Genomic DNA, 24,966 nt, shown 5'->3' with positions numbered 1-24,966 from the left:
CCGAGTTCGGCGAAAGCAAAGGTAGACAATAATTGTTTCGGATTGAGACAGGGTTAAACGGTACGGCCGCGCGCCGCCCTGCGTTAACCAGTCTTCGGCGCGCTCTTGGCCTTGGCTTTGGATCGCATCTCGCGAAATCGCTTTGCCCATCCCGGCCGCGTGGTCTGCTCGCCGCGCTCGACCGCCAGTGCGTCGTCCGGCACATCGCGGGTGATCACCGATCCCGAGCCGACATAGGCACCGGCGCCGATCCGCACCGGCGCCACCAGCGACGAATTCGAACCGACGAAAGCCCCGGCGCCGATCTCGGTGCGGTGCTTCCTGAAGCCGTCATAGTTGCAGGTGATGGTTCCGGCACCGACGTTGGCGCCGGCGCCGACATGCGTATCGCCGATATAAGTCAAGTGATTGACCTTGGCGCCGGCGTCCAGCACCGCGGATTTGGTCTCGACGAAGTTGCCGATCTTGGCGCCCTCGCCGATCACGGTACCGGGCCGCAGCCGCGCAAACGGCCCGATCAGCGCCTGCTTGCCGATCGTCGCTTCGGTCAGATGCGAAAACGAATGGATCACCGCACCGTCGGCGATGGTCACGCCGGGACCGATCACGACAAACGGCTCGATCGTCACATCGTTGCCGAAGGTGGTGTCGGCGGCGAGAAAGACGGTGTCCGGTGCGATCATGGTGACCCCGGCCTGCAGCGCCACCTGGCGCAATCGGGCCTGCATCACCGCTTCGGCTTCCGCCAATTGCGCCTTGGTGTTGATGCCGCGCACTTCGTCCTCGCTGGTCTCGATCACGCTGGCCTGCAACCCAAGCTGCCGAACGATGCCGACGGCGTCGGTGAGGTAATACTCGGCCTTGCTGTTGGCGTTGCCGATGCTGTCCAGCAGGCTGAGCGCGGCGCGGCCGTCAAATGCCATCACCCCGGCGTTGCACAACGTGATCTTTGCCTCGTCGGGGCTGGCGTCGGCCTGCTCTCGAATCGCCACCAGTTGCTCGCCTGCGACCAGCAGCCGGCCGTAGCCGGTTGGATCGGCGGCGCGAAAGCCGAGCACCGCCAGCGCCGCCCCCTTCGCCAGCGGTTCGCGCAGCCGCGCAAATGTCGCGGCCGTGATCAGCGGCGTATCACCGAATACCACCAGCAGATCATCGGCGCCGTGCGCGATCGCTTCTCGAGCCGCCAAGACCGCATGGGCGGTGCCGAGGCGATGCTGCTGCACGAAGGTCATAGCGTCAGGACGCAAACGTTTCGCCTCGTCGGCGACGGTCTGATGATTCGGGCCGATCACCACCGCGAGCGAATCGCCCGCCCCGCGCGGCACCGCCGCCAGCACATGCGCCAGCAGCGACCGTCCGGCCACCGGATGCAACACCTTCGGCATCGAGGATCGCATCCGCGTGCCCTCTCCGGCCGCGAGTACGATGGTGAGGCTGGTTCTGCCGGTCATCCGATCTTCCGTCCTTTGGCGCTGCCGCCCTCATAAAGCGTTTCTCGGCGAAGTGGAAACAGCTTTCATGGGGTGAAAGTGCCCACCATCCGCTTTGAAACGACATTTCCCTGTTAATGTTTGACAGCTGATTCGTGTGGCTGCGGGAGTCTTTGGGCGTTCGTATGGCGAGAAAGAGCGACGATCTGGCCGATAGTTTTGCGACCGAGGACTCGGGCAGCTGGATTACGCGTATTTTGGCGGAAGAGGGCGAACTCGATAGTCGGGCCAAATGGCGGCTGGGGACATGGGCGGCGGGATCGGTTGGCGCGTTGGTGATCGCCATTCTGGCCAGCCAATCCTCGACCCAGTCGAAGCGCGAGCAAGTGGCGGCCGCCGATCTGGCGCGGCAGTCGCAGATGATTCAGCGGCTCGCCAAGCAAAGCCAGAGCGAAAGCAGCCGCCTGGCATCGGCAATCGAAACCTTGAATAGCGACCGCGACCGGCTGTTTTCGCGGCTAGGCACCCTGGAACAGGGCCTGGATTCGGTGACCGGATCGATCGCGCGCGTGCAAGCCACAGCTCCCTCGCCCACCGCCGACAAGCCGGCCGCCGCCGCCCCGTCGGCGACCGTCGTCAAAGCACCTGAGACGCCCGCTCCCGCCTTACCTCCGGCCAGTTTGGCAGCAGCGCCATCGATCGCTCCGGTCGAAACCAGATCGGTGCCGGCCGTTGTCGCAACCGCGCCGGCTCCGGTCGAGGCCGATGTCGCCAAGCCCGCGGCGAGCAAGACAGCCACCGCCGTTGTCCCAACTCCGTCCACGACATCGGTCGCGCCGACCGAGACTCCCACCACCAAGCCCGACGCTGGCAGGGCAGTGACCGCACCGCCAGCGCCCGTGACATCGGTCGTCCCGGCCGAGGCTCCCGCCGCCAAGGCCGCGGCGAACAAGTCAATCGCAGCGGCGGTGCCGCTGATGCCAGCCCGATCGCTGATGGCGCCGCCCGACTCCGCAGCGAGCAAGCTGGTCGAGGCCCCATCCAAACCGGAGGTCGCAGCGGTGGCACCCGCGGCGGACGACGCCGAAACCGACGAGGCGGAGGCCGCGCCGATCGCGGTGCAGCGGACCCAGTTCGGCGTCGACCTCGGCGGTGCGAATACGATCGACGGCCTGCGCACGCTGTGGAACCGGCTATCGAAATCCAACAAGCTGCTGGCCGGGTTGCGCCCCATCATCATGGTGCAGGAGCGCGACAGCGGCAACGGAACGCAGTTGCGCCTGGTCGCGGGGCCGCTGGACGACGCCGCGGCGGCCGCGAAACTCTGCGCCCGCCTGGGCGGCGGCAAGCGCTTCTGCGAGACTGCGGTGTTCGATGGGCAGCGCCTGCCGGGCGGCGCCCCTGCTCCCACACCTCGGTCGTCGCGCAGACACAGCCCCCCCAAGGTCACCAGCAATATTCCCGAACCAGCGCCGCCGCCCAAGCCGACTTCGTTTTCTTCGTTTCTCGGCCTTCGATGAATCGGACCTGCGCCGTCTCCCCGGGTTGTCCCGCGACGCTTTCCGCAGCATAATTGACCCATGAAAAAACAACCGTTCCGGCTGACGCCGTACCAAGTGCAATGGCTGCTGATCGTCGGCTTTCTCACCGTCGGTTACGCGCTTTATCTGCGTTATCTGGCGATCGAATTTTCGACCGTGGCGCTGGCCTGCGATGCCGGCCTGCATACCATGCTGTGCAAGACCCGCATCCTGATGACGGCGCTGTTTCGCAATTCGGTGTTCGGCATCGTGGCGCTGATCATCGCCACGCTGCACGTGATCCGGCCGTCGATCGTGCTGCTGACCGGCGGCCTGATCGCCGCCGGGTTCGGCATCGTGCTCTACAATGTCGGACTGTCGGGGCTGGCGATCGGCCTGCTTATTTTGGGGTTTGCACGCCCCGCGCCCGCCACAGCGTGATGCCGAGCAGGAAATAGACCGCGCAGGTCCACAAGGATTGCCAGTTCTTCGGCCCTTCATTGAACACGGTATAGAGCGCGGTCACCACGAACACGCCCGCGAACACCGCCTCGGCGATCGGTCGCACGCCTTGTTGCGGACGGTTCAGCAGCATCAGGCTGAACAGCGGCAATACCGCCATCGTCAGCGACGCGAATGGAAAGTCGCGGTAGCGCGGATCGAACAGAAAGCCCAGTGCGGTCTCAGCGCCAATCAGGGTGGTCACCATCATCGCCAGGCCGAGCGCATAGACCATCAACGATCCGGATCTGCCCTCGCGCGGACCGATCAGTTCCAGGAAGGTCGGCAGCGCCCGACCCGACATCAGCGCGTTGGCCGCCAGCACCGGCGTCACGATCCCGCTGGCCAGCAGCAGCCCCCATCGTAGCCAGCCGCCTACGCTGTAGCTTTCATGCAGCATCCGGTCGGCCGCCACCCCTAGCAGAATGCCGGCCGCGGTCGCCGACGCCGCGACCGCGAGCCACGACACCAGCCGAGGTGACCATGGCCGACGCCTGAGCGTCAGCATCGCGGTCCCGAATACCAGCAGGCTGAGGCCGAGCCCGCATCCCAGCTGGATCTTCCACTGGGGGTAATTGTTGATCGGCTGACCGGCCGGGTATTTCAGCGTCCGCTGCTCGGCATCGATCAGTCCCCAATAGCCGCCCACGGTGCCTTCGAGCTGGCGCTTCCAGGGCTGGTCATAGGCCTCGATCAAGTTGACCCGGAAATTCTCCCGCTTCGCCAGGCCGAGGATGTCCGATACCACCCGCGCCTGGTTGGTCCGTGACGGCAGCGCACCCTCGCGCATCCGCCCGGCGCTCGGCCAGCCGGTCTCGCCGATCAAGATCTCCTTGGCCGGAAATGCCACTGCGATCTGCCTGCGGATCGAATCGACGTGGGCGGCAGCGTGACTGGCGCGAACCGGCATGTCTTCCCAGTAGGGCAGGATATGGATGGTGACGAAATCGACCGCCTCATAGATTTCTCGGTTCCGCAGCCAGTATTCCCAGACATCCGCATAGGTCACCGGCACGGTGACCTGCGCCTTGACCGAGCGGATCGTCGCGGCGAGGTCGGCCGTGGTCATCTCGCCGCGCAGCAGCACTTCGTTGCCGACCACCACCGAGGTGATGACGCCCGGGTATTCCTTGGTCAGTCCTACAACCGTTGCGATCTGCGCCAGATTCTTCAGCCGGTTGTTGCCGAGCCAAATCCCTTGAATCACCTTGAGTCCGACCTTGCCGGCCAGCTCGGGGACCTGATCGAGCCCGTTGTCGATCGAGTAAGTGCGGACGCATTTGGAGATCTGGGCGAGCTGGGCCAGATCCGCGGCAATCTGTGCCGCGCCGATCTGGGTGGTCGGATCAAGCGGGGTCTGGGCGCCCCGGAATGGCGCATAGGACACGCACTCCAGCTTGGCCGCCGGGTCGATCGGCGCGCGCGCCAGCGTCACCGGCGTAGCGATCCACCACCACACCGCGGCTATCGTGCCAAGAGATATCAGAAGAAGCGCCAGTGGCGTGCGAAGCGAAATGGGGTCCGTCCTCCATGGAGAACGTCGATTAGCCGGTCGGTCGCGGTCTGCCAAGGGTGTAACGGCGGCAATCCAGAACACGCGTCATCCGCAAACCAACCGCCTGGCGTGTGCCATCAACAGGACACGCGCGGATCAGCGAACTGATGAATTGCGATTGCTGGACAAAATCGAAAATGTCCGTCATGGGAATCGGATCGAAGTCGCCGACATATTGGCGACCTATTAGAACCGCATCAGACCGGCGCAGCGCCGGAACAGGCAACAATATCGGGGACACTATGCGACGACTGGTGCTCAAGTTCCAAAATGCGGCCTTGCGTTGCCTGGCCGCGCCTGGACTGGCCCTGCTGATCGGTATCGGAGGGGCGATTGCCCAAAGTGGCGATCTTCGCGCCCAGGATCAGTCCGCCAAGCCCGCCACCACCAATCCGGCCACCCCGGCCGTCGATCCGCTGAAGGAAAGTCAGCGCAAGTCGAACGAATTCGTCGAAGCCGCGCAGGCGATCAATGGCCCGGCCGGCAATCCGGAATGCGTTTGGCTCGGTCGCCGAGTCGTCGTTCTGATGTGGCGCGACGACCTCGACACCGCGTTCAGGCACCTCGATCTTTACGACCGATTTGGCTGCCCCGGCGGCCACGTTCAGGCAACGTTCAGGTGCCTCGTGCGATTTGGAGCGATCGATCCGAAGGCGCCGGACAGTCTCAGTGGGCGCGTCCATGCCTGCTGGATCAACCCGAACGCGCAACCGGAAGCGGTCGCGGCGACAGCACCGGCCTCGCCCGGCGCGGCCGCCCCGGCCGCAGCCCCGGCTGCTCCGCCGGCCGCAGCACCGGCTGCGAAATAGGACGACGAAAAACACCGCCGCCGCGGAACGAATGAGAATCGATGCGGTTGCCGAAAGCGCCGCCCTCAAATCGCCATGGCGTCGTACGAGTTGTTATTTGACGTGGCAGAGCTATGCTTGATTTGCCGCAGCCTTGGTCGGACCTCGGGGACGGGTCCGCTTCCCTGCCATGTTGGCCCCGTATGGTTTAGTCGCGATGCGCGCCGTCGTCGCCGTTCTGCTGTTCGTCATTGCCGCTCACGCTGGCCTCTGGGGTGTCCTCAGGGAAAGACAGGAAGCTCCCGACTTCAAGGGCATCCTGCCCAGCGTGTCCTATGCGCCGTTCGACGGCAGCGGCCATCCCGACGTCGATAATATTCCCAATGCGGACAAGATCCGCGCCGACCTGAAGACGCTGGCGCCGCTGTCCCGCGCGATCCGGCTTTACTCGTCGACCGGCGGGGTCGAGATGGTGCCGCCGATCGCCAACGAGGTCGGGCTGAAGGTCACCGTCGGCGCCTGGATCGACAAGAACGTCGATCGCAACGAGCGCGAAATGCTGTCCGCGATCGACCTGGCCAAGCACAACAGCAACGTCAACGGCATCGTGGTCGGCAACGAAACCATCTACCGCGGCGAGCAAAAGGTCGAGGACCTGATCAAGCTCATCCAGCGCGTCAAGGGCACCGTCAACATCCCTGTAACGACTGGCGAAATCTGGAACATCTGGCTCGAACATCCGGAGCTGGCGTCGTCGGTCGATTTCATCGCCGCGCACATCCTGCCGTATTGGGAAGGCTTCTCCGACAAGAAGGCGGTCGATCAGGCCCTGATCATCTATCAGAAACTGCGCGACGCCTTTCCGGGCAAGCGGATCGTGATCGCCGAATTCGGCTGGCCGAGCGCAGGGTATAACCTCAAGGGCGCCATTCCCGGACCGTACGAGCAGGCGGTGACGCTGCGCAATTTCGTCAACCGCGCCGAGGCGATCGGCATGGAATACAACATCGTCGAGGCGATCGATCAGCCCTGGAAGTTCTTCGAAGGCGGGGTCGGTCCGTATTGGGGCATTCTCAACGCCGCGCGCGAGCCGAAATTCGCCTGGACCGGCCCGGTGGTCGACGCGGCCTACTGGAAACTGGCCGGCATCGCCTTGCTGGTCGGCATCCTGCTGTCGCTGCCGATCCTGCAGCTCGCCTACCCCACGGCGATGCAGGCGCTGCTGCTGTCGTCAGCCGCGCATGGCGTTGGCGCCTGGGTGGCGACCGTATTCGCCTACTGGAACGGGCATTATTTCGTGTTAGGCTCGGCGTTCGCGCTGACACTCGGCCTGATTCTACTGGTGCCTCTGGTGCTGATCGCGATGGCGCGGATCGAAGAGATCGCCGCCGTGGCCTTTGGCCGCAAGCCGCACCGGCTGCTGGCCAAACCGGTGCCGGCCGCGCCGGTCGCCATTGCTGCCGCCGGCGCCGAGGGCGACGCGCCTGCCCTGCCGCTGCCGCCAAAAGTCTCGATCCATGTTCCTGCCTATTTCGAGCCGCCGGACATGCTGAAGCTGACGCTGGATGCGGTGTCGCGGCTGGATTACCCGAACTTCGAATGCGTGGTGATCATCAACAACACGCCTGATCCGGAATTCTGGCAGCCGATCCAGGACCATTGCCGCGAACTCGGCGAGCGCTTCAAGTTCATCAATGCCGAGAAGGTCGAGGGCTTCAAGGCCGGTGCGCTGCGAATCGCCATGGACCGCACCGCCGCCGACGCCGAGATCATCGGCATCATCGACGCCGACTATATGGTCGAGCCGAACTGGCTGAAGGACCTCGTGCCGGCGTTCGACGATCCGCGGGTCGGCCTGGTGCAGGCGCCGCAGGACCATCGCGACGGCGATCGCTCGCTGATGCACTACATCATGAACGGCGAATATGCCGGATTCTTCGACATCGGCATGGTCCAGCGCAACGAATACAACGCCATCATCGTGCACGGCACGATGTGCCTGATCCGGCGCGCGGCGATGGATATGGCCGGCGGCTGGGCCGGCGACACCATCTGCGAGGACTCGGATCTCGGGCTCGAGATCATGGAGCACGGCTGGTTGACCCATTACACCAACCGCCGCTACGGCTACGGCCTGCTGCCGGACACCTATGAGGCGTTCAAGAAACAGCGCCACCGCTGGGCCTATGGCGGCTTCCAGATCATCAAGAAGCACTGGCGCCGCTTCCTGCCCGGCGCTAGCCGCCTGACCCAGGACCAGAAGCGCGAATTCGCGCTGGGCTGGCTGAACTGGCTCGGCGCTGAGAGCCTCGGCGTGGTGGTGGCGATTCTCAACCTGATCTGGGTGCCGATCGTGGCGTTCGCCGACATCGCGATTCCCGACAAAATTCTCACGCTGCCGATCATTGGCTCGTTCGCTGTATCGCTAATTCATTTCGCCGCGATGTACCGGCTGCGGGTTCCGGTGAAGATCCCGCAAATGCTGGGCGCGATGGTCGCGGCGATGTCGGTGCAATGGACGGTGTCGCGCGCGGTGGCGCAGGGCCTGATCACCGAGCATCTCGCCTTCGCTCGCACCTCCAAGGGCGGCTTCTCGCTGATGTCGGTGGAGTTCCAGGCGTTCTGGGAGGCGGTGATCGGCACCCTGCTGCTGGTCGGCGCCGCCGTGCTGGTGGCGTCCAATAGCTTCAAGCAAGTGACCGAGATCTACGTGTTCGCCGTTGTGCTGGTGCTGGAAAGCCTGCCGTTCATGTCGGCGGTGGCGATCGCGATCCTGGAGAACTCCCGGATCAACTCCTTCGCATTCTGGAGCCACACCGGCGTCAGGACCGCAGAACTGATCGGGCTGCGGCCGGTGTCGCTGCCGACGCCGATCGCTGCGCCGAAGCCGGTCGCGTCCGAGATTCACCGCGACAAGATCGAGGCGGTGAGCTGATGATGGCGTTTCGGCGCCGTCTCCGGGCTGATTGATTGCGCGAGAAACGCGCGCTAAATATCTGTGCAAACGAGCCAATCCGGCCGCTTCGCCTCCGGTGGCGGTGCCACCTCCTATTGACCGCGGCGGGCCTGCCCCCTACACAGCGCGGCACGTGAGCGCGTAGCTCAGACGGTAGAGCACGTGACTTTTAATCATGGGGTCGAGGGTTCGAGTCCCTCCGCGCTCACCATGAAATACAAGCTTACAACCGCGACCCGCCCTGCGGCCCCGCCCTCCCACTGACGGACCGGACCTTCATGCGGATTACCCTGGTAGGCTCCCGCCATTTCGGCGCGACCACTCTGGACATGCTGCGCAAGCACGGCGTCGACATCGTCCGGGTGGTGGTTGCTGACGCCGAGGACCGCCTTGCCGCGGCGGCGCGCGCCGCCGGCATCGAGGTGACGGTGCAGGCCGATCCGAAACGAGTGGCGCCGTCGGAAATCGCGCCGGACACCGATCTGATCGTGACCGCGCACAGCCATGCCCGGGTCAGCCGCGGCGCCCTGGCAGCCGCCCGACTCGGCGGCATCGGCTATCACCCGTCGCTGCTGCCGCGGCATCGCGGCATCGCCGCGGTGGAATGGACCATCCGTGAGGGCGATCCGATCGCCGGCGGCACCATCTACCATCTGGCCGACCGGATGGATGCCGGCGCCATCGCAGCCCAGGAGTGGTGTTTCGTCAAAAAGGGCGAAACCGCCCGCGAGCTGTGGGAACGCGCGCTGGCGCCGCTCGGTCAGAAGCTGCTGGCCCAGGTGATCGATTCCGCAAAGGCCAATGGCGCGCTGCCCGCAACGCCGCAGGACGAGCAATTCGCCACCAATGCGCCAAAACTGTCGGATTGAGCCAATTTCCGGCAAATTTTACCGTCGCGCAGGAACATCTGGCCACCGCCGCCGTTGATCACGCAGGACATCTTGTTGCATCGCAGCAAATTTATGACACATTGTCCCTGAATAGGATACCCATCAGCAATCAGGGATGTGATTCATGCGCTTCAACCGCCTTCGTATGCTCGTCGCCACAGCCGCAGCGGCTGGGGTTCTGGCCGGTCCTGCCATGGCGGAGACGCCTTATGATGGGCTGTGGACGGTGACGATCATGACCAACACCGGCAGCTGCGAAGCGTCGGCGCGCTATCCGCTCACGGTCGCCGACGGCAAGGTGTCGGCGCAGGGTGCGGACGTCACCGGCAGCGTTGGCCGGGCCGGCAACGTCCGGGTCTCGATCCGCGGCACCTATGCCAACGGTCAGCTCAATGGCAACTCCGGCTCCGGCAAATGGAACGGCGCCTCCGGCGGCGTCCCATGCAGCGGACGCTGGGAAGCTTCGCGCCAGTAGGCGCCGCAAGGCGGCCTGCCGCGGAAGCGTCGGCCGTTTTGGGCGGCCGACCCGATCAGGCCTTTTTGGGCTCCGCCAGCTGAGCCGCGGTCTGCTTGATGGTTTTGGCGATTAACAGCGCCTGCTCCTTATTGAACGCGAAATCCTGCACGCCCTTATGCGTGGTCAGTGACAGAATCATCAGATCGGGCTGGGCTTCGGGCCAGCCCGTGGCGAAGGCGGTCACGAAATTGGCGGCGGTGGATCGTTGCGTCATCGACAGACATCCTCACAATTGGTCGCGCGCTTGTTGAACGAAAGCGGCGTTCGCTGCAAGGGCTCCGCGTTCCGACACTTACTCGGCCGGAACGAAGGCGGTGACTTCGATCTCGACCTTGGCGCGTGGGTCGACCAGTCCTGAAATGTAGAGCAGCGTCGAGGGCGGGAAATTGCGGCCGAGCGTCTCGCGCCAGGCCGCGCCGATGCCGGCTCCCGCCGCCTGATATTCGTCGCGGCCGGTGAGATACCACGTCAGGCGGACGATGTGTTCGGGCCCGGCGCCGGCCTCTGCCAGCAGCGCGACGATCCGGCGCAGCGCGGCGCCGACCTGGGCGGCCATGTCATCGGATTCATAGTCGCCTTTGTCGTTGGTTCCGGTCTGACCGGCGAGCACGATCCATTGTCCCGGACCGTCGACCGCCACGCCGTGCGAAAAGCCGCGCGGCTTCGACCACGCCTCCGGCTGCAACGTCCGCATCGCTACCCCTCCCCTGCAATCGATCGGCCGGACTTCTGGACTGGCCCTGGCGGCAATTGGACGCACAGTCACGGACCGAAATCAACCGCGGCCGGGTTGCAGCGCCAGCGCCGCAGGCATTGGCCTGCAACGGTTGCAATGTCATCCGATCTCGCAGATAGGAGTTTGCGCGCGACGCCGGTTGCGCAAGCGCCAGCCAAAGTCAGCCCCGCCGATGGACCGCAAACCTTCCACGACCAAAGCCGCGCTGTGGATGGCCGGCTGGCTGTCGTTGATGTTGATCGTGGCGGTCGCCGGCCGCGAGACCACGCGCGAGCTCAACGTGTTCCAGATCATGGAGCTGCGCTCGATCATCGGCTTCGTCATGCTGTATCCGCTGGTCCACGCCGCCGGCGGCTTTGCCGCGATGCGATCGGCGCGCGGCTCTCACCACGTGGCGCGCAATCTCGTTCACTATGCGGCGCAGATCTGCTGGTTCTTCGCTTTGACGCTGATCCCGCTCGGTCAAGTAGTATCGATCGAATTCACCATGCCGATCTGGATCGCAATCCTGGCGGCGGTGTTCCTCGGCGAGCATATGACGTTCTGGAAGATCTGCGCGATCGTGCTCGGTCTGATCGGTGTCGTGGTGATCGTGCGTCCCGCCACCGGCACGGTCAATCCGGGCCAGTTGATCGCGCTCGCCGCCGCCGTCGGATTCGGCATTTCCATCACCTTGATGAAATCGCTGACCCGGACCGAAACCACGCTGGCGATCATTTTCTGGATGCTGGTGATCCAGACCGCCGCCGGGTTCGCTCCGGCGTTGTATTTCTGGCAATGGCCCTCGGCCACCGCCTGGGTCTGGATCGTGGTGATCGCGTTCTGCGGCACGTTCTCGCACTACTGCATGGCGCGGGCGATGCTCTACGCCGACGCGACCGTGGTGGTGCCGATGGACTTCCTGCGGGTGCCGCTCAGCGCCACGGCCGGCTGGCTGCTCTATGCCGAGCGGATCGACCTCTACACCGCGCTCGGCGCAATTCTGATCCTGTCCGGCAATCTGCTGAACCTGAAGAGCGTCGCGCCGGCCCGCGCCGGCTGACGCGCTACGACAGGCCGGCGGCCTTGCGCAGCGCCGCGTTGATACGGTCCTGCCAGCCCGGGCCGTCCTCCTGAAACCGCTCCAGCACGTCCTGGTCGATCCGCAGCGAGACCAGCTCCTTGACCCCTGGAATCGCGGTCGGCTTCGGCGGCGCTTCGGGAACCTTGGTGGTGGTCTTCTTGAAGGCGGCTTCGGCCTCGGTGCGGGCATCGTTCAAAGTGCGCGGGCGGCGCGGCGTCTGGGCCATGGGAGTCTCTCAGCCTTGATTCAAGTTGCATCGACGTCGCCGAGATCACCCCGACGGCACGCGCCGAATGACGTTCGGCATAGTCCCCTCTCGGCCCGATTTCCAGCGCTGCGATGCCGGCGATCACGAATCCTTGGCCTACTTCGCAGTCGCACAATGCGCCCTGCTCCGATCGCAGCACGCTGCCGCCCAAAGTCCCAGCGCGTGCATCGCGCGCAGGCGATGCACTCCATTCATGCCGGCGAAACTGTGGCGAGGGCCTGATAACAAAGCATTTGATAATCGCACGCGCACTAACGCCTGACTGCGTCGACAACGCGAGGCAGTGGGTCGCTGCAGTGCAGAATCGAATTCGCAAAACGAACTCATTTCTGTTGCGGCGTCGTCAGAGTTCCTAGTGTATAGTTTTGGCAACTTGGAACCCACAGGAGGTCACGATGCCAGCACTTGCTGAAGTCATGTCGACCAATGTGCCGCGTCCTGCGCCGCGTGGTAGCGAGCTTCCAACCTGCCCGGTTTGCGCTGATTCCATGGTTGCGGCGGAAGCTTCGGCGTTCGTGACCGAGGGTATCGTCAGCTATCTGTGGACCTGCGACACTTGCGGTTACGGATTCGTCACCAAGCACTCGCTGAAGCGGTTTGCCTGCAATTGATTCGGCCACCGTCATCGTAGCGCGATATCGCCCCGCGCCCAGTCGGCGCGGGTTTGCATTCTGAACTCCTGAAACGTTCCGCGTGCGATCGCGTCGCGAATATCGCCCATCAGCCGCTGATAATAGGCGACGTTGATTTCCGACAGCAGCATCGCGCCGAGCGTCTCGCCCGACTTCACCAGATGGTGAAGATAGGCGCGCGAACAGTCGCGCGTCGACGGCCAGGCGCTGGCCTCATCCAGCGGCCGCGGGTCGTCGGCGTGGCGGGCATTGCTCAGATTGACCGGCCCGAACCGGGTAAATGCCATGCCGTGGCGGCCGTTCCGGGTCGGCATCACGCAATCGAACATGTCGATGCCGCGCGCCACGGCTTCCAGGATGTCCTCCGGCGTGCCGACGCCCATCAGATAGCGCGGTCGGTCCTCGGGCAGGATCGGCGCCGCCTCCTCGATCATCGCCAGCATCACCGCCTGCGGTTCGCCGACCGCGAGCCCGCCGATCGCGTAGCCATGGAACCCGATCTCGATCAGGCCCTGCGCGCTGGCGCGACGCAATTCGGGCACATCGCCGCCCTGTGCAATGCCGAACAGCATGTGGTCCTCGGGCGCGGTCTCGAAGGCGCGCTTGCAGCGCTCCGCCCAGCGCAGCGACAATTGCATCGCGCGTTCGATGTCGTCGCGCTCCGCCGGCAGCCGCACGCATTCGTCGAGCTGCATGGCGATGTCGGAGCCGAGCAGAAGCTGCACCGCGATGGCGCGTTCCGGCGTCAGCTCGATGGCGGCGCCGTCGATGTGGGAGCGGAACTTGACTCCGCTCTCGGTGACCTTGCGCAACTGCGCCAGCGACATCACCTGGAAGCCGCCGGAGTCGGTCAGCATCGGCCCGTTCCAGCCGGTGAAGCGCTGCAGCCCGCCGAGCGCGGCGATCCGCTCGGCGCCGGGCCGCAGCATCAGGTGGTAGGTGTTGCCGAGCACGATGTCGGCGCCGGCGTCGCGGACCTCGCGCCAGTGCAGGCCCTTCATCGCCCCGAGGGTGCCGACCGGCATGAACGCCGGCGTGCGCACCACGCCGTGCGGGGTGGTCAACCGGCCAACGCGGGCGTCCTGATCGCGGCCGAGCAATTCAAAGTAGTTCGCTACGCTCATCGGTTCTCTATATCCCGAAACAACAGGCAGGCATCGCCATAGGAATAGAACCGATAGCCGCTCTGGATGGCATGCGCATAGGCCTGTTGCATGGTGTCCAGCCCGCTGAAAGCCGATACCAGCATGAACAGCGTCGAACGCGGCAGGTGGAAATTCGTCATCAGTATGTCGACGGCGCGAAACCGATAGCCCGGAGTGATGAAGATCGCGGTCTCGTCGGCGAATGGCTGGATCTGTCCGTCTTCGCCCGCGGCACTTTCCAAAAGCCGCAGCGAGGTGGTGCCGACCGCGACGATGCGCCCGCCCCGCGCCCGCGCCGCATTTAATGCCTCCGCGGTATCGCGCGAGATCGTGCCCCATTCGGCATGCATCCGGTGTTCGGCAGTGTCCTCGGTCTTCACCGGCAGGAAGGTGCCGGCGCCGACATGCAGCGTCACCCTGTGCACCGTCACGCCGCGCGCGGCCAGCGCAGCCTGCAACGCCGGGGTGAAATGCAGCCCGGCGGTCGGCGCCGCGACCGCGCCTTCGTTGGCCGCAAACATGGTCTGGTAGTCGGCGGCGTCGCGGTCGTCCGGCGCCCGCTTCGAGGCGATATAGGGCGGCAGCGGCGTCGCACCAAGTTCGGCGATCGCCTGATCCAGCACCGGGCCGTGAAACGAGAACGCCAGCGTGATCTCGCCGGCCTCGCCCTTGGCCTCGACCTCGGCGTCGAGCTGGCCGAGCAGACACACCCTGCCCTCATGGCCGAACTGCGCACGATCTCCGACGGCGAGCTTCTTCGCCGGCTTGACCAGCGCCTGCCAGCGCGAGCCGTCGAGCCGCTTGATCAGCGTCGCCTCGATCTTCGGCTCGGTGTCGCGGCCGATTCGGCGGCCCGTCAGCTGCGCCGCAATCACCCTGGTGTCGTTGACGACGAGCTGGTCGCCCGGCTCCAGCAGCAGCGGCAGGTCGCTGACGGACAGGTCCTGCAGCGGCGCGCCGGGGCGCACCACCAGCAGCTTCGCCGAATCGCGCGGGCTCGCCGGCCGCAGCGCGATGCTGGCCGCCGGCAAATCGAAATCAAAGAGATCGGTGCGCATCAAGCCGCCCCTGCGGCGCCCCTCGTCCTGAGGAGCGGCGTCTTCGCCGCGTCTCGAAGGACGAGGTTGCTGAATCTCCTCATGGTTCGAGACGCGCGCTGCGTGCGCTCCTCACCATGAGGGCTCAGCACCGGTTACGCTGCGTCGTCCGCCGCCATCCGGGCCTTGATGATCTTGTCGGGATCCTTCACCGGCTCGCCACGCTTGATCTTGTCGACGTTCTCCATGCCCTCGGTGACCTTGCCCCAAACCGTGTACTGGTTGTTGAGGAACGAGGCGTCGTCGAAACAGATGAAGAACTGGCTGTCGCCGGAATCGGGGCTCGCGGCGCGCGCCATCGAGGTGGTGCCGCGGACATGCGGCTCCTTGTTGAACTCGGCCTTCAGCTTCTTGCCGCTGCCGCCGGTGCCGGTGCCCTGCGGGCAGCCGGTCTGGGCCATGAAACCTTCGATGACGCGGTGAAACACGATGCCGTCATAGAAGCCCTCGCGCACCAGCTCCTTGATCCGCGCGACGTGACCGGGCGCGAGATCGGGGCGCATCTCGATGGTGACGTTGCCCTGTGTGGTTTCGAGGATCAAAGTGTTGTCGTTGTCAGCCATGCTCTCTTCTCTGTTGGTTTGGGGTGGTTCCGACGGTCGTCAAACCGCAATGCAAAGGGTCGTCCGGCGACGGCGCCGCCCAGGCTCTCGGTAAATGGCAACGGCGTGCAATGTTGCAATGTCTCCATCACCGCGATCCGGTAGGCTACGCTGTCGGCCTGCGAGGCCTCTGGGGTCTCGAAGGTGATCCGCGGCTTGCCGAGAATCGCTCCATCGCGTTGAAACGCCACCAGCACGGTGATCTGCATCCCCGGATCACCGCGCGGCAGCGCGGGCGGGCGCCAGCAGCCCTTCAACGTGGCGAACATCTCCTCCAGGGTATCGATCCGGCCGTCACCCGCGCTCGCCCGGTCCATGGCCGCAAGGCAAGCGAGGGTGAGAGATGCCGCAACCAAGGTCATTGGCAGTCGGCGCCGCACCTCGGCTACCTCACTTGATATCGGATGCGACCTGCACCTTTAGCATCTTGTCGGGATCGACGACGCTGCCGCTGGCGGAGCCGGGCGGCGCCTTCTTCAGCTTGTCGACCACGTCCATGCCGGACACCACTTCGCCGATCACGGTGTATTGGCCGTTCAGGCTAGCGCCGTCGGCGAACATGAAGAAGAACTGCGAATTCGCGGTATCGACGCTGTCGCCGCGCCGCGCCATGCCGACGATGCCGCGCGTGAACGGCACGGCCGAGAACTCGGCCTTCAGGTTGGGATATTTCGAGCCGCCGGTGCCGTTGAAGTTCTGGCCATCGCCGGTCTGCGCCATGAAGCCGGCCATCACCCGGTGGAACGGCACGTTGTCGTAATAGCCCTCGCGCGCCAGCAGCTTGATCCGCTCGGCGTGCTTCGGCGCGAGGTCGGTGCGCAGCTTGAACACGATGCGACCCTTGGCGGTGTCGATGACGATCGCATTCGCCTTGTCGAGACCGGCGGGCAGCGACTCCGCCAAGGCTGGAACCGCAAACAGCAACGTGGCGATCAGGCCAACAATTCGGATCATGGAAACTCCGATCAGAAGAAAGCCGGCTAACCGGCGAATTTGGATTTCAGACTGGCCGCGACCTCGTCGGGCACGAAGGCCGAGACGTCGCCGCCCATCGCAGCGATCTGCCGCACCAGTGTGGCGGTGATCGGGCGCACACCGACCGAGGCCGGAATAAACACGGTGTGAACGCCGGGCGCCATGGTCTCGTTCATCCCGGCGATCTGCATCTCATAGTCAAGATCGGTGCCGTCGCGCAGCCCGCGGATCATGATCGTCGCGCCGGCCTTCTGCGCCGCCGTGATGGTGAGGTTGCCGTAGGTGGTGCAATCGAACGCGCAATGCGCCGCCGACGCGATCGGGGCGAATACCGCCTCGACCATGGCGAGCCGCTCCTCGGTGGAGAACAGCGGCTTCTTGCCGGGATGAATCCCGATCGCCACCACCAGCCGGTCGCACAGCCCGACGGCGTGACGGACCACGTCGAGATGACCGTTGGTGACCGGGTCGAATGAGCCTGGATACAGCGCGATGCGGGGCATCCCCCCCTCTAGCGTGCCGGCCGGATGGCCGCAAGCCGACCTGGTTCCGCAAAATTCGTAACCGGGGCCGAATTTTATTTTCGGATCCGCCCCGAACCAAACCGAGGGGCAGCGCGTCTACCCTGCAAGAACGCGACGACACTGAAAACATTGCGGTTTCCGGCCGTAATATTTCGTCAAATCGCGGCGACGACACAATTCGGCGGGCAAACGAAACCTTATTCCCGCAGCGACGAAGACGTCCTGAAACCAGGGCTGGGTAAACCACCAGCATTGGGAAGCGACAAACCAAGCGGGCCGCAAAGGCCCAAATGACAGGGGACCGTCATGATCAAGGCTCTTTCAGCAATCGCGATCGCAGCTTTCATCGCCGCGGCTTTGACCGTGTTGCCGGGCTTCGCCCCGCAGGTCGAAGCCAGCGTGCCGGTGGCTCTGGCCAAGGGCGACCGTCTCGATATCCGTCCGGTGGGGCGGGATTGCTCGCAGCAGGCCTGGCCGAATTTCGAGGCGTCCTGCCTGCGCAGCGCCGCCACCCGGAGCGCGACCATCCGCGAAGCCCGGCTGGTGACCGCCGAACGCCGCTAACAGTTTCAAGGCTCTACCAAGCTCTCCTCCAAGAGCGCTCTCGAAGGCCCCCGGGATGCCCCCCGGGGGCCTTTCGATTCAGGGAACCCTTTAGCCGCCGTTGCCGGTGTCGGTGTCCTCGCCGATGTGCTCGACCGAAACGACATGCTCGTCGGCGGCGGTGTCGAACACGGTGACGCCCTGGGTCGAGCGGCCGACGATGCGGATGCCGGCGACCGGGCAGCGGATCAACTGGCCCTTGTCGGTGACCAACATGATCTGGTCGTCGTCCTCGACCGGGAACGAGGCCACCAGCTTGCCATTGCGGCTGTTTACCGACATCGCCACGATGCCCTTGCCGCCGCGGCCGGTGGTCCGGTACTCGAACGACGAGGTCCGTTTGCCGTAGCCGTTCTCGCTGAGCGTCAGCACGAACTGCTCGTTGGCAGACATCTCGGCATAGCGCTCCGACGACAGCGACGTCAGCACGTCGGCCTCCTCGGCCTCGGGTTCCGCGACCAGTTCGACGGCCTCGGCGTCCTCGCCGGTGGCGGCGCGGCGGATCGCGCCGGATTGCTTCAGATAGGTGGTGCGCTCGGCCGGTGTCGCATCGAAATGGCGCAGGATGGTCAGCGAGATCACCTTGTCGCCCGAGGCCACCGACATGCCGCGGACGCCCATCGAGGCGCGGCTCTGGAACACCCGCACCTCGTTGACCGCGAAGCGGATGCACTGGCCGCCGGCGGCGGTGAGCAACACATCGTCGCGGTCGGTGCAGATCTGAACGTCGACGATCGCTTCGCCGTCGTCGAGCTTCATCGCGATGATGCCGGAGCGGCGGACGTCGACGAAGTCCGACAGCTTGTTGCGGCGGACGGTGCCACGGGTGGTGGCGAACATCACGTCGAGCTCGGCCCAGGAGGATTCATCCTCCGGCAGCGGCATGATGGTGGTGATGCGTTCGCCCTGCTCCAGCGGCAAGATGTTGATCAGCGCCTTGCCGCGGCCGTTCGGCGGCGCGATCGGCAGCCGCCAGACCTTTTCCTTGTAGACCTGGCCGCGCGACGAGAAGAACAGCACCGGCGTATGGGTGGAGGCCACGAACAGCCGGCTGACGAAATCCTCCTCGCGGGTCGCCATGCCGGAACGGCCCTTGCCGCCGCGGCGCTGCGCCCGGTAGGTCGACAGCGGCACCCGCTTGACATAGCCGGCGTGCGACACCGTCACCACCATGTCCTCGCGCTGGATCAGGTCCTCGTCCTCGACCTCGCCCTCGTGCTCGATGATCATGGTCTTGCGCGGCGTGGCGAATTCCGCCTTCACCGCGGCGAGTTCGTCCTTGATGATGGCCTGGACCCTGGCACGCGAGCGCAGGATCTCCAGATAGTCGGCGATCTCGATCGCGAGCTTGTCGAGTTCGTCGGAAATCTCCTCGCGGCCGAGAGCGGTCAGGCGGGCCAGGCGCAGGTCGAGAATCGCCTTGGCCTGCTCGAACGACAGCCGCGCGGTGCCGTCCGGATTGAGCTTGTGCCGCGGATCGTCGATCAGCGTGATCATCGTCGCGACGTCCTTGGCCTCCCAGTCGCGCGACATCAGGGTGTCGCGCGCCGTGGTGGGATCCGGCGAAGTCCTAATCACCCGAATAATCTCGTCGATATTGGCGACCGCGATCGCCAGGCCGACCAGGATATGGGCGCGGTCGCGCGCCTTGTTGAGCAGGAACTTGGTACGCCGCGACACCACCTGTTCGCGGAACGCGATGAACAGCGTCAGCAGGTCTTTCAGCGTCATCACCTGCGGCCTGCCGGTGTCGAGCGCCACCACATTGGCGCCGAAATTGGTCTGCAGCGGCGTGTATTTGTAGAGCTGATTCAGCACCACGTCCGGCACCGCGTCGCGGCGCAGTTCGACGACGACGCGGAAGCCATCGCGGTCGGATTCGTCGCGCAGATCGGAAATGCCTTCGATCCGCTTTTCGCGCACCAGCTCGGCGATCCGCTCCACCATGGTGGCCTTGTTCACCTGGTAGGGAATTTCCGTGATGATGATCGCTTCGCGGTCCTTCCGGACCGGTTCGATCGACACCTTGCCGCGCATCACGATCGAGCCGCGGCCGAGGTGATAGGCGGCGCGAATGCCCTGACGGCCGAGAATGATGCCACCGGTCGGAAAATCCGGCCCCGGAATGATGTTGATGAGATCGTCGATCGACAGCGCCGGATCGTCGATCAGCGCGACGCAGGCGTCGATCACCTCGCCGAGATTATGCGGGGGAATGTTGGTGGCCATGCCGACGGCGATGCCGCCGGCGCCGTTGACCAGCAGGTTCGGAAATTTCGCCGGCAGCACCCGCGGTTCGCGGAACGAGCCGTCATAGTTGTCCTGATAATCGACGGTGTCCTTGTCGATGTCGTCGAGCAGCCCCTGGGCGATCTTGGTCAACCGCGACTCGGTGTACCGCATCGCGGCCGCCGCATCGCCGTCGACCGAGCCGAAATTGCCCTGGCCGTCGATCAGCGGTACCCGCATCGAGAAGTCCTGCGCCATGCGGACCATGGCGTCGTAGACCGACTGGTCGCCGTGAGGATGATACTTACCGATGACGTCGCCGACGGTGCGCGCCGATTTGCGATACGGCTTATTCCACTCGAAGCCGTTCTCGTACATCGCGAACAGAATCCGGCGATGCACCGGCTTCAAACCGTCGCGCGCATCCGGCAACGCGCGGGCCACGATCACGCTCATGGCGTAATCGAGATACGAGCGTTTCATCTCGTCGAGGATCGAAACGGGGCGAATATCCGAGGGCGCCGGCGGCTCCCCGGGCTTCTTATCGTCGGTGTCGGACAAAGGTGATTTCCGGTCAGAATCTGTTGCGAAATTTATAGCCGATCCGGCCTACCCGAACCACCCTTAACTCAGTCCGACACGGGGTTTTTCCGACTGTTTTTCCAGTAACTTACGCGACCCCTGCAGGTCCCTTTCCGGTCATTCCGGGGCGCGAGGCCGCAGGCCGAGCGAACCCGGAATCTTGCCATCAGAAAAGCGATGTGATTCGGCGCGAGATTCCGGGCTCGCCCGCAGCTTCGCTGCGTGCGCCCCGGAATGACTGGAGGTTAAATGCGGAGCTCAATCAGTCCGGATGCAGCACGGCGCCGAAGCGATTGACCACGAGCTCGCGCTTGGTCTCGTCGACCCGTACGGTCATGTCGAACCGCCCTTCATGCAGGTCCTTGCGCAACACTTCGGCGTTGCGATGTAGCCAGCTGACGCCGGCGCCGTCGGAAGCGTCGATCGACAGATCCAGCGCGATCCGTGTCGCCGCCAGCCGCTGCTCGATCGCCGCCAGCAGTTCATCGATCCCCTCGCCGGTCACCGCCGACACCATGAAACAGGGATGCTCGGCCGGGCGCCGCGCGGCGATGTTGCGCAGGTTCTCGCGCTGCTCCGGCTCGAAGCGGTCGATCTTGTTCCAGACCTCAAGAATCCGCCCACCGGTCTCGGGATCGATCCCGAGCTGCCGCAGCACCGCGTCGACGTCGCGCTGCTGCGCTTCGGCGTCTTCATGGGAAATGTCACGGACGTGGAGAATCAGATCCGCCTCCAGCACCTCTTCCAGTGTGGCGCGGAACGCCGCCACCAGCTGGGTCGGCAAATTGGAGATGAAGCCGACGGTGTCGGACAGCATCGCCTTGCCGCCAAGCGGCAGCGTCAGCGCGCGTAGCGTCGGGTCCAGCGTGGCGAACAGCATGTCGGCGGCCTGCACCTCGGCGCGGGTCAGCCGGTTGAACAGGGTGGATTTGCCGGCATTGGTGTAGCCGACCAGCGCCACCACGCGATACGGCACCCGCTGCCGGCCGGCGCGGTGCAGCCGGCGGGTGCCCTGGACCTTCTTGATCTCGTTTTCGATCTTGGTGATGCGGTCGCCGATCAGCCGGCGGTCGGCCTCGATCTGGGTTTCGCCAGGACCGCCCATGAAGCCGAAGCCGCCGCGCTGGCGTTCGAGATGTGTCCATGACCGCACCAGCCGCGAGCGCTGATAATTCAAATGGGCGAGTTCGACCTGGAGCGCGCCCTCCTTGGTTTTGGCGCGGCGGCCGAAGATTTCCAGGATCACCCCGGTGCGGTCGAGCACCTTGGCATTCCAGGCCTTCTCCAGATTGCGTTGCTGGATCGGCGACAGCGCACAATCCATCACGACGAGATCAGCCTCGTGGCCCTTGATGACGCCGAGAATCTCCTCGACCTTGCCCTTGCCGAGATAGGTCGCCGGCCGGATCTGGCTGATCGGCGCGAGCACCACGTCGGCGATCACCAGGTCGATGGCACGCGCTAGTCCTGCTGCCTCTTCGAGACGGGCGTCGGAGCCGCGCACGGCAGAGCTCTCGGCTGCATCAGGGTCGCCACGGCGCGCACGCAGATAAGGACCGACGACGATCACGCGTCCGGTCTGTAAATCATGCGCCGACCGCGGCCGGTCGGCGCCCCCGTCAAAGCTGCGGGGTTCCAATCAGGTCAAGCTCAAGCTGGAGCGTCCTCGCCACCTTCGAACAACTGGATCGGTGCCCCCGGCATGATGGTCGAGATCGCATGCTTGTAGACCAGCTGCGAGTGACCGTCGCGCCGCAACAACAAGCAGAAATTGTCGAACCAGGTAACAATGCCTTGCAACTTGACCCCGTTGACGAGAAAAATCGTGAGGGGAGTCTTGGTCTTGCGAACATGGTTCAGGAAGGTGTCTTGAAGGTTCTGTGCGCGGTCTGCCGCCATTTTCTTGTCCCGCAGTTTGTTTTGATCTTTTTTTGCCGCAGCGCTGCTCTCGCTGGAACATGGCCACGGTGCCAGCCTTCCTGAGATCCCCCTCCGGGAGCTGACAAGACGATTAGACGGCAGGTGTCATTTTTAGGCAAGCCAGTTCGCGCAAAAGCTGTGCCACGGAAGCCACAAAACTCAGGAAAATGCCGAAAACCGATGGAATTGCTCGCGCAAACGCTTGGCAATGTTGCCTGGCGTACCATCGCCGATCGCCTGGCCATCGATCGCCACCACCGGCATCACGATCTGGCTCGATGCGGTGACGAACGCCTCCTTAGCCTGAAGCGCTTCGCTCGGCGTGAACGGCCGCTCCTCGAACCTGATCTGGAGCGCCGCGAGGGTCTCGATTAGTACCGATCGCGTGATGCCGGCGAGGATTCCGAATTCAGCGGACCTCGTCACCACCCGGCCGTCCTGGGTGACGATCCAGGCATTGCTGGACGACCCTTCGGTGACGAAACCATCGCTATCGACATACCAAGCCTCATAGGCGCCCTGCTCGCGCGCCGCCTGCTTCGCCAGCACGTTCGGCAACAGCGCGATCGACTTGATATCGACCCGCGGCCAACGGTTCTCCGGAACGGTGATCACCTTGATGCCGCGCGCGGCGCTGTCCTCGCCCTTGGCCAGGCTGATCGTCCGCGCCGTCACCACAATGCTCGGCTGCACCGGCTTGACCGGGAACGCATGGTCGCGCCGCGCCACCCCCCGGCTGATCTGCAGATAGACGATCCCGTAGCTGACGCGATTGCGCCGCACCACCTCATGCAGCACCACCTGCAGCGCCGACAGCGGCATCGGCATCGCGATCCGCAATTCGCCTAACGATCGCTGCAGCCGCGCCAGGTGTCGCGGCATGTCGACAATCCGGCCGCCGCGTACCTCGCAGACCTCGTAGACGCCGTCGGCGAACTGATAGCCGCGGTCCTCAATGTTGACGCAGGCATCGCGCATGTCCTGATAGCGGCCGTTCACATAGGCGATGCGAGCCATGACGAGTTTCCGATGATGATTGCAGATGACGCCGGTCAGCCGACGCCGAGCGCCTTGAGCTTGCGATGCAGCGCCGAGCGCTCCATCCCGACGAATTCCGCGGTACGCGAGATGTTGCCGGAGAACCGGCTAATCTGCGCGATCAGATAGTCGCGCTCGAACACCTCGCGGGCTTCGCGCAGCGCCAGCCCCATGATGTGTTCGCCGTTATTGCCGGTCGGCATCGTCGGCACCATCGAGCCGACATCCTGCGGCAGCATGTCGGCAGTGATGATCACCTCGGGGCCGCCGCCGGCCAGGATCATCACCCGCTCGACATTGTTGCGCAGCTGGCGGACGTTGCCGGGCCAGACATGCGACTGCAGCACCGCCATCGCATCCTGGCCGATCTGCCGCTTCGGCAGGCCGGTGGCCTGCGAAATCTGATCCATGAAATATTCGATCAGTTCGGGGATATCCTCGCGGCGCTCCGACAGCGGCGGCACCCGGATCGGCACCACCGACAGCCGATGATACAGATCCTCGCGGAACCGGCCCTCGGCGATCTCCTCCTCGAGATTGCGCGCGGTCGAGGACACGATCCGGACGTCGACATTGACCTTGGTGGTGCCGCCGGAGCGCTGGAAGGTCTGATCGACCAGCACGCGGAGAATCTTGTTCTGGGTCTCGCGCGGCATGTCGCCGATCTCGTCGATGAACAGCGTGCCGCCATGGGCCTCTTCCAGCGCCCCGGCCTTGCGCGGCAACTCGCCATTGGACTGCTCGATGCCGAACAGTTCGACTTCCATCCGCTCCGGCGTGATCGCCGCAGCATTGATGACCACGAACGGGCCGTCGGCGCGGGCCGAGGCATTGTGCAGCGTGCGCGCCGCCAGCTCCTTGCCGGAGCCGGAAGGGCCCACAATCAGAATACGGCTGTTGGCTTTCGCCGCGCGCTCAATGGTCTGCCGCAGTTGGTTCATGCAGGCGGAGTGGCCGGTCAGCGTCGAGGCGCTCGGCGCCTGCTGCTTCAGTTCCTTGACCTCGCGCTTCAACCGCGAGGTCTCCAGCGCCCGGGTCGCCACCAGGATCAGGCGGTCGGCCTTGAACGGCTTCTCGATGAAATCATAGGCGCCGCGCTTGATCGCCGCGACCGCGGTCTCGATATTGCCGTGGCCGGAGATCATCACCACCGGAACTTCGGCGTGCTCTCGCTTGATCTGCTCGAGTAATTGCAGGCCGTCGAGCTTGCTGCCCTGCAGCCAGATGTCGAGAAACACCAGATTGGGCCGGCGCGTGGCGATCTCCGCCAGCGCCGAATCGCTATCGCGCGCGGTGCGCGTAGTGAAGCCCTCATCGTCGAGAATCCCGGCGACGAGATCGCGAATATCCGCCTCGTCATCGACGATCAGAATGTCATTTGCCATGGGTCGCGCC

Annotated in this window: 25 protein-coding genes and 1 tRNA gene; 10 read left to right on the top strand and 16 right to left on the bottom strand. The window is 64.7% G+C overall.

Annotation, left to right across the window (positions count from 1 at the left end; all coding sequences use genetic code 11):
• Positions 1-83: 83 nt before the first annotated feature.
• The gene (gene glmU / locus HXX15_RS09280) at positions 84-1,451 is read right to left on the bottom strand and encodes a bifunctional UDP-N-acetylglucosamine diphosphorylase/glucosamine-1-phosphate N-acetyltransferase GlmU (RefSeq protein ID WP_296515311.1); all 1,368 of its coding nucleotides are present in this window, start codon (positions 1,449-1,451) and stop codon (positions 84-86) included.
• Between the two features lie 134 nt (positions 1,452-1,585).
• Here glmU and HXX15_RS09275 point away from each other — a divergent pair, with 134 nt between their 5' ends.
• Both HXX15_RS09275 and HXX15_RS09270 read left to right on the top strand, forming a co-directional pair.
• Positions 1,586-2,950 (top strand): SPOR domain-containing protein, encoded by a 1,365-nt coding sequence (locus HXX15_RS09275; protein WP_296515309.1) that lies wholly within the window; start codon positions 1,586-1,588, stop codon positions 2,948-2,950.
• A gap of 60 nt (positions 2,951-3,010) precedes the next feature.
• On the top strand, positions 3,011-3,391 hold the full coding sequence (locus HXX15_RS09270; RefSeq protein ID WP_296515307.1) for a hypothetical protein: 381 nt from the start codon (positions 3,011-3,013) through the stop codon (positions 3,389-3,391).
• On the opposite strand, the gene HXX15_RS09265 is transcribed toward HXX15_RS09270, so the two are convergent.
• The gene (locus HXX15_RS09265; RefSeq protein WP_296516890.1) at positions 3,351-5,021 is read right to left on the bottom strand and encodes a beta-(1-6) glucans synthase; all 1,671 of its coding nucleotides are present in this window, start codon (positions 5,019-5,021) and stop codon (positions 3,351-3,353) included. The genes HXX15_RS09270 and HXX15_RS09265 overlap by 41 nt on opposite strands.
• Positions 5,022-5,248: 227 nt before the next feature.
• Between HXX15_RS09265 and HXX15_RS09260 the strand changes: the two genes are divergently transcribed.
• The 5 genes from HXX15_RS09260 (at position 5,249) to HXX15_RS09240 (ending at position 10,115) form a co-directional block, all read left to right on the top strand.
• On the top strand, positions 5,249-5,815 hold the full coding sequence (locus tag HXX15_RS09260) for a beta-1-3, beta-1-6-glucan biosynthesis protein (RefSeq protein ID WP_296516889.1): 567 nt from the start codon (positions 5,249-5,251) through the stop codon (positions 5,813-5,815).
• 196 nt (positions 5,816-6,011) lie between these two features.
• Positions 6,012-8,729 (top strand): glycosyltransferase, encoded by a 2,718-nt coding sequence (locus HXX15_RS09255; RefSeq protein ID WP_296515305.1) that lies wholly within the window; start codon positions 6,012-6,014, stop codon positions 8,727-8,729.
• 156 nt (positions 8,730-8,885) lie between these two features.
• A tRNA-Lys gene (locus tag HXX15_RS09250) sits at positions 8,886-8,961 on the top strand.
• Positions 8,962-9,028: 67 nt separating this feature from the next.
• Complete coding sequence (locus HXX15_RS09245) at positions 9,029-9,619, top strand: formyltransferase family protein (RefSeq protein WP_296515303.1); 591 nt, start codon at positions 9,029-9,031, stop codon at positions 9,617-9,619.
• 145 nt (positions 9,620-9,764) lie between these two features.
• Positions 9,765-10,115: a hypothetical protein gene (locus tag HXX15_RS09240; RefSeq protein ID WP_296515301.1), complete on the top strand. Its 351-nt coding sequence runs from the start codon at positions 9,765-9,767 to the stop codon at positions 10,113-10,115.
• 55 nt (positions 10,116-10,170) lie between these two features.
• Here HXX15_RS09240 and HXX15_RS09235 read toward each other — a convergent pair whose 3' ends face one another.
• On the bottom strand, positions 10,171-10,371 hold the full coding sequence (locus tag HXX15_RS09235; RefSeq protein WP_296515299.1) for a hypothetical protein: 201 nt from the start codon (positions 10,369-10,371) through the stop codon (positions 10,171-10,173).
• 78 nt (positions 10,372-10,449) lie between these two features.
• Positions 10,450-10,851: a RidA family protein gene (locus HXX15_RS09230; RefSeq protein WP_296515297.1), complete on the bottom strand. Its 402-nt coding sequence runs from the start codon at positions 10,849-10,851 to the stop codon at positions 10,450-10,452.
• 214 nt (positions 10,852-11,065) lie between these two features.
• On the opposite strand from HXX15_RS09230, the gene HXX15_RS09225 reads away from it, so the two are divergent.
• Positions 11,066-11,935 (top strand): DMT family transporter, encoded by an 870-nt coding sequence (locus HXX15_RS09225; RefSeq protein WP_296515295.1) that lies wholly within the window; start codon positions 11,066-11,068, stop codon positions 11,933-11,935.
• 4 nt (positions 11,936-11,939) lie between these two features.
• On the opposite strand, the gene HXX15_RS09220 is transcribed toward HXX15_RS09225, so the two are convergent.
• Positions 11,940-12,182 (bottom strand): BrnA antitoxin family protein, encoded by a 243-nt coding sequence (locus HXX15_RS09220; protein WP_296515294.1) that lies wholly within the window; start codon positions 12,180-12,182, stop codon positions 11,940-11,942.
• Positions 12,183-12,619: 437 nt separating this feature from the next.
• Between HXX15_RS09220 and HXX15_RS09215 the strand changes: the two genes are divergently transcribed.
• Complete coding sequence (locus HXX15_RS09215) at positions 12,620-12,835, top strand: hypothetical protein (protein ID WP_296515292.1); 216 nt, start codon at positions 12,620-12,622, stop codon at positions 12,833-12,835.
• A gap of 11 nt (positions 12,836-12,846) precedes the next feature.
• Here the strand turns inward: HXX15_RS09215 and tgt are convergent, their stop codons facing one another.
• The 6 genes from tgt to coaD all read right to left on the bottom strand — a co-directional run bounded on the left by tgt (position 12,847) and on the right by coaD (position 17,178).
• Positions 12,847-13,980, bottom strand: a complete 1,134-nt coding sequence (gene tgt / locus HXX15_RS09210) for a tRNA guanosine(34) transglycosylase Tgt (protein WP_296515290.1) — start codon at positions 13,978-13,980, stop codon at positions 12,847-12,849.
• A complete protein-coding gene (gene queA / locus HXX15_RS09205) occupies positions 13,977-15,059 on the bottom strand; it encodes a tRNA preQ1(34) S-adenosylmethionine ribosyltransferase-isomerase QueA (protein ID WP_296515288.1) in 1,083 nt (360 codons plus the stop codon). Before queA ends, tgt begins: the two co-directional genes overlap by 4 nt.
• A 134-nt stretch (positions 15,060-15,193) precedes the next feature.
• On the bottom strand, positions 15,194-15,661 hold the full coding sequence (locus HXX15_RS09200) for a peptidylprolyl isomerase (RefSeq protein WP_296515286.1): 468 nt from the start codon (positions 15,659-15,661) through the stop codon (positions 15,194-15,196).
• Complete coding sequence (locus tag HXX15_RS09195; RefSeq protein ID WP_296515284.1) at positions 15,637-16,062, bottom strand: hypothetical protein; 426 nt, start codon at positions 16,060-16,062, stop codon at positions 15,637-15,639. Before HXX15_RS09195 ends, HXX15_RS09200 begins: the two co-directional genes overlap by 25 nt.
• Before the next feature lie 28 nt (positions 16,063-16,090).
• Entirely contained in the window at positions 16,091-16,654 is a 564-nt protein-coding gene (locus HXX15_RS09190; protein ID WP_296515282.1) for a peptidylprolyl isomerase, read from the bottom strand.
• A 26-nt stretch (positions 16,655-16,680) separates the two neighbouring features.
• Positions 16,681-17,178, bottom strand: coding sequence for a pantetheine-phosphate adenylyltransferase (coaD, locus tag HXX15_RS09185; RefSeq protein ID WP_296515280.1), 498 nt, complete (start codon positions 17,176-17,178; stop codon positions 16,681-16,683).
• Between the two features lie 327 nt (positions 17,179-17,505).
• Here coaD and HXX15_RS09180 point away from each other — a divergent pair, with 327 nt between their 5' ends.
• Positions 17,506-17,763: a hypothetical protein gene (locus HXX15_RS09180; RefSeq protein ID WP_296515278.1), complete on the top strand. Its 258-nt coding sequence runs from the start codon at positions 17,506-17,508 to the stop codon at positions 17,761-17,763.
• A gap of 90 nt (positions 17,764-17,853) precedes the next feature.
• Here HXX15_RS09180 and gyrA read toward each other — a convergent pair whose 3' ends face one another.
• The 5 genes from gyrA to HXX15_RS09155 form a co-directional block, all read right to left on the bottom strand.
• Complete coding sequence (gene gyrA, locus HXX15_RS09175; RefSeq protein WP_296515276.1) at positions 17,854-20,592, bottom strand: DNA gyrase subunit A; 2,739 nt, start codon at positions 20,590-20,592, stop codon at positions 17,854-17,856.
• 283 nt (positions 20,593-20,875) lie between these two features.
• Entirely contained in the window at positions 20,876-22,252 is a 1,377-nt protein-coding gene (gene hflX / locus HXX15_RS09170) for a GTPase HflX (protein WP_296515274.1), read from the bottom strand.
• Positions 22,253-22,263: 11 nt separating this feature from the next.
• Positions 22,264-22,512 (bottom strand): RNA chaperone Hfq, encoded by a 249-nt coding sequence (gene hfq / locus HXX15_RS09165; RefSeq protein WP_006020546.1) that lies wholly within the window; start codon positions 22,510-22,512, stop codon positions 22,264-22,266.
• A gap of 180 nt (positions 22,513-22,692) precedes the next feature.
• Positions 22,693-23,550, bottom strand: coding sequence for a D-amino-acid transaminase (locus HXX15_RS09160; RefSeq protein ID WP_296515271.1), 858 nt, complete (start codon positions 23,548-23,550; stop codon positions 22,693-22,695).
• Between the two features lie 35 nt (positions 23,551-23,585).
• Positions 23,586-24,956 (bottom strand): sigma-54 dependent transcriptional regulator, encoded by a 1,371-nt coding sequence (locus HXX15_RS09155; RefSeq protein ID WP_296515269.1) that lies wholly within the window; start codon positions 24,954-24,956, stop codon positions 23,586-23,588.
• Between the last annotated feature and the right edge of the window lie 10 nt (positions 24,957-24,966).

It is taken from the genome of Rhodopseudomonas sp., from assembly GCF_013377015.1.
GTDB lineage: Bacteria > Pseudomonadota > Alphaproteobacteria > Rhizobiales > Xanthobacteraceae > JARJEH01.
Note: the sequence above shows the minus strand (reverse complement) of the source record. Positions and strands in the feature narration are given on the sequence as shown.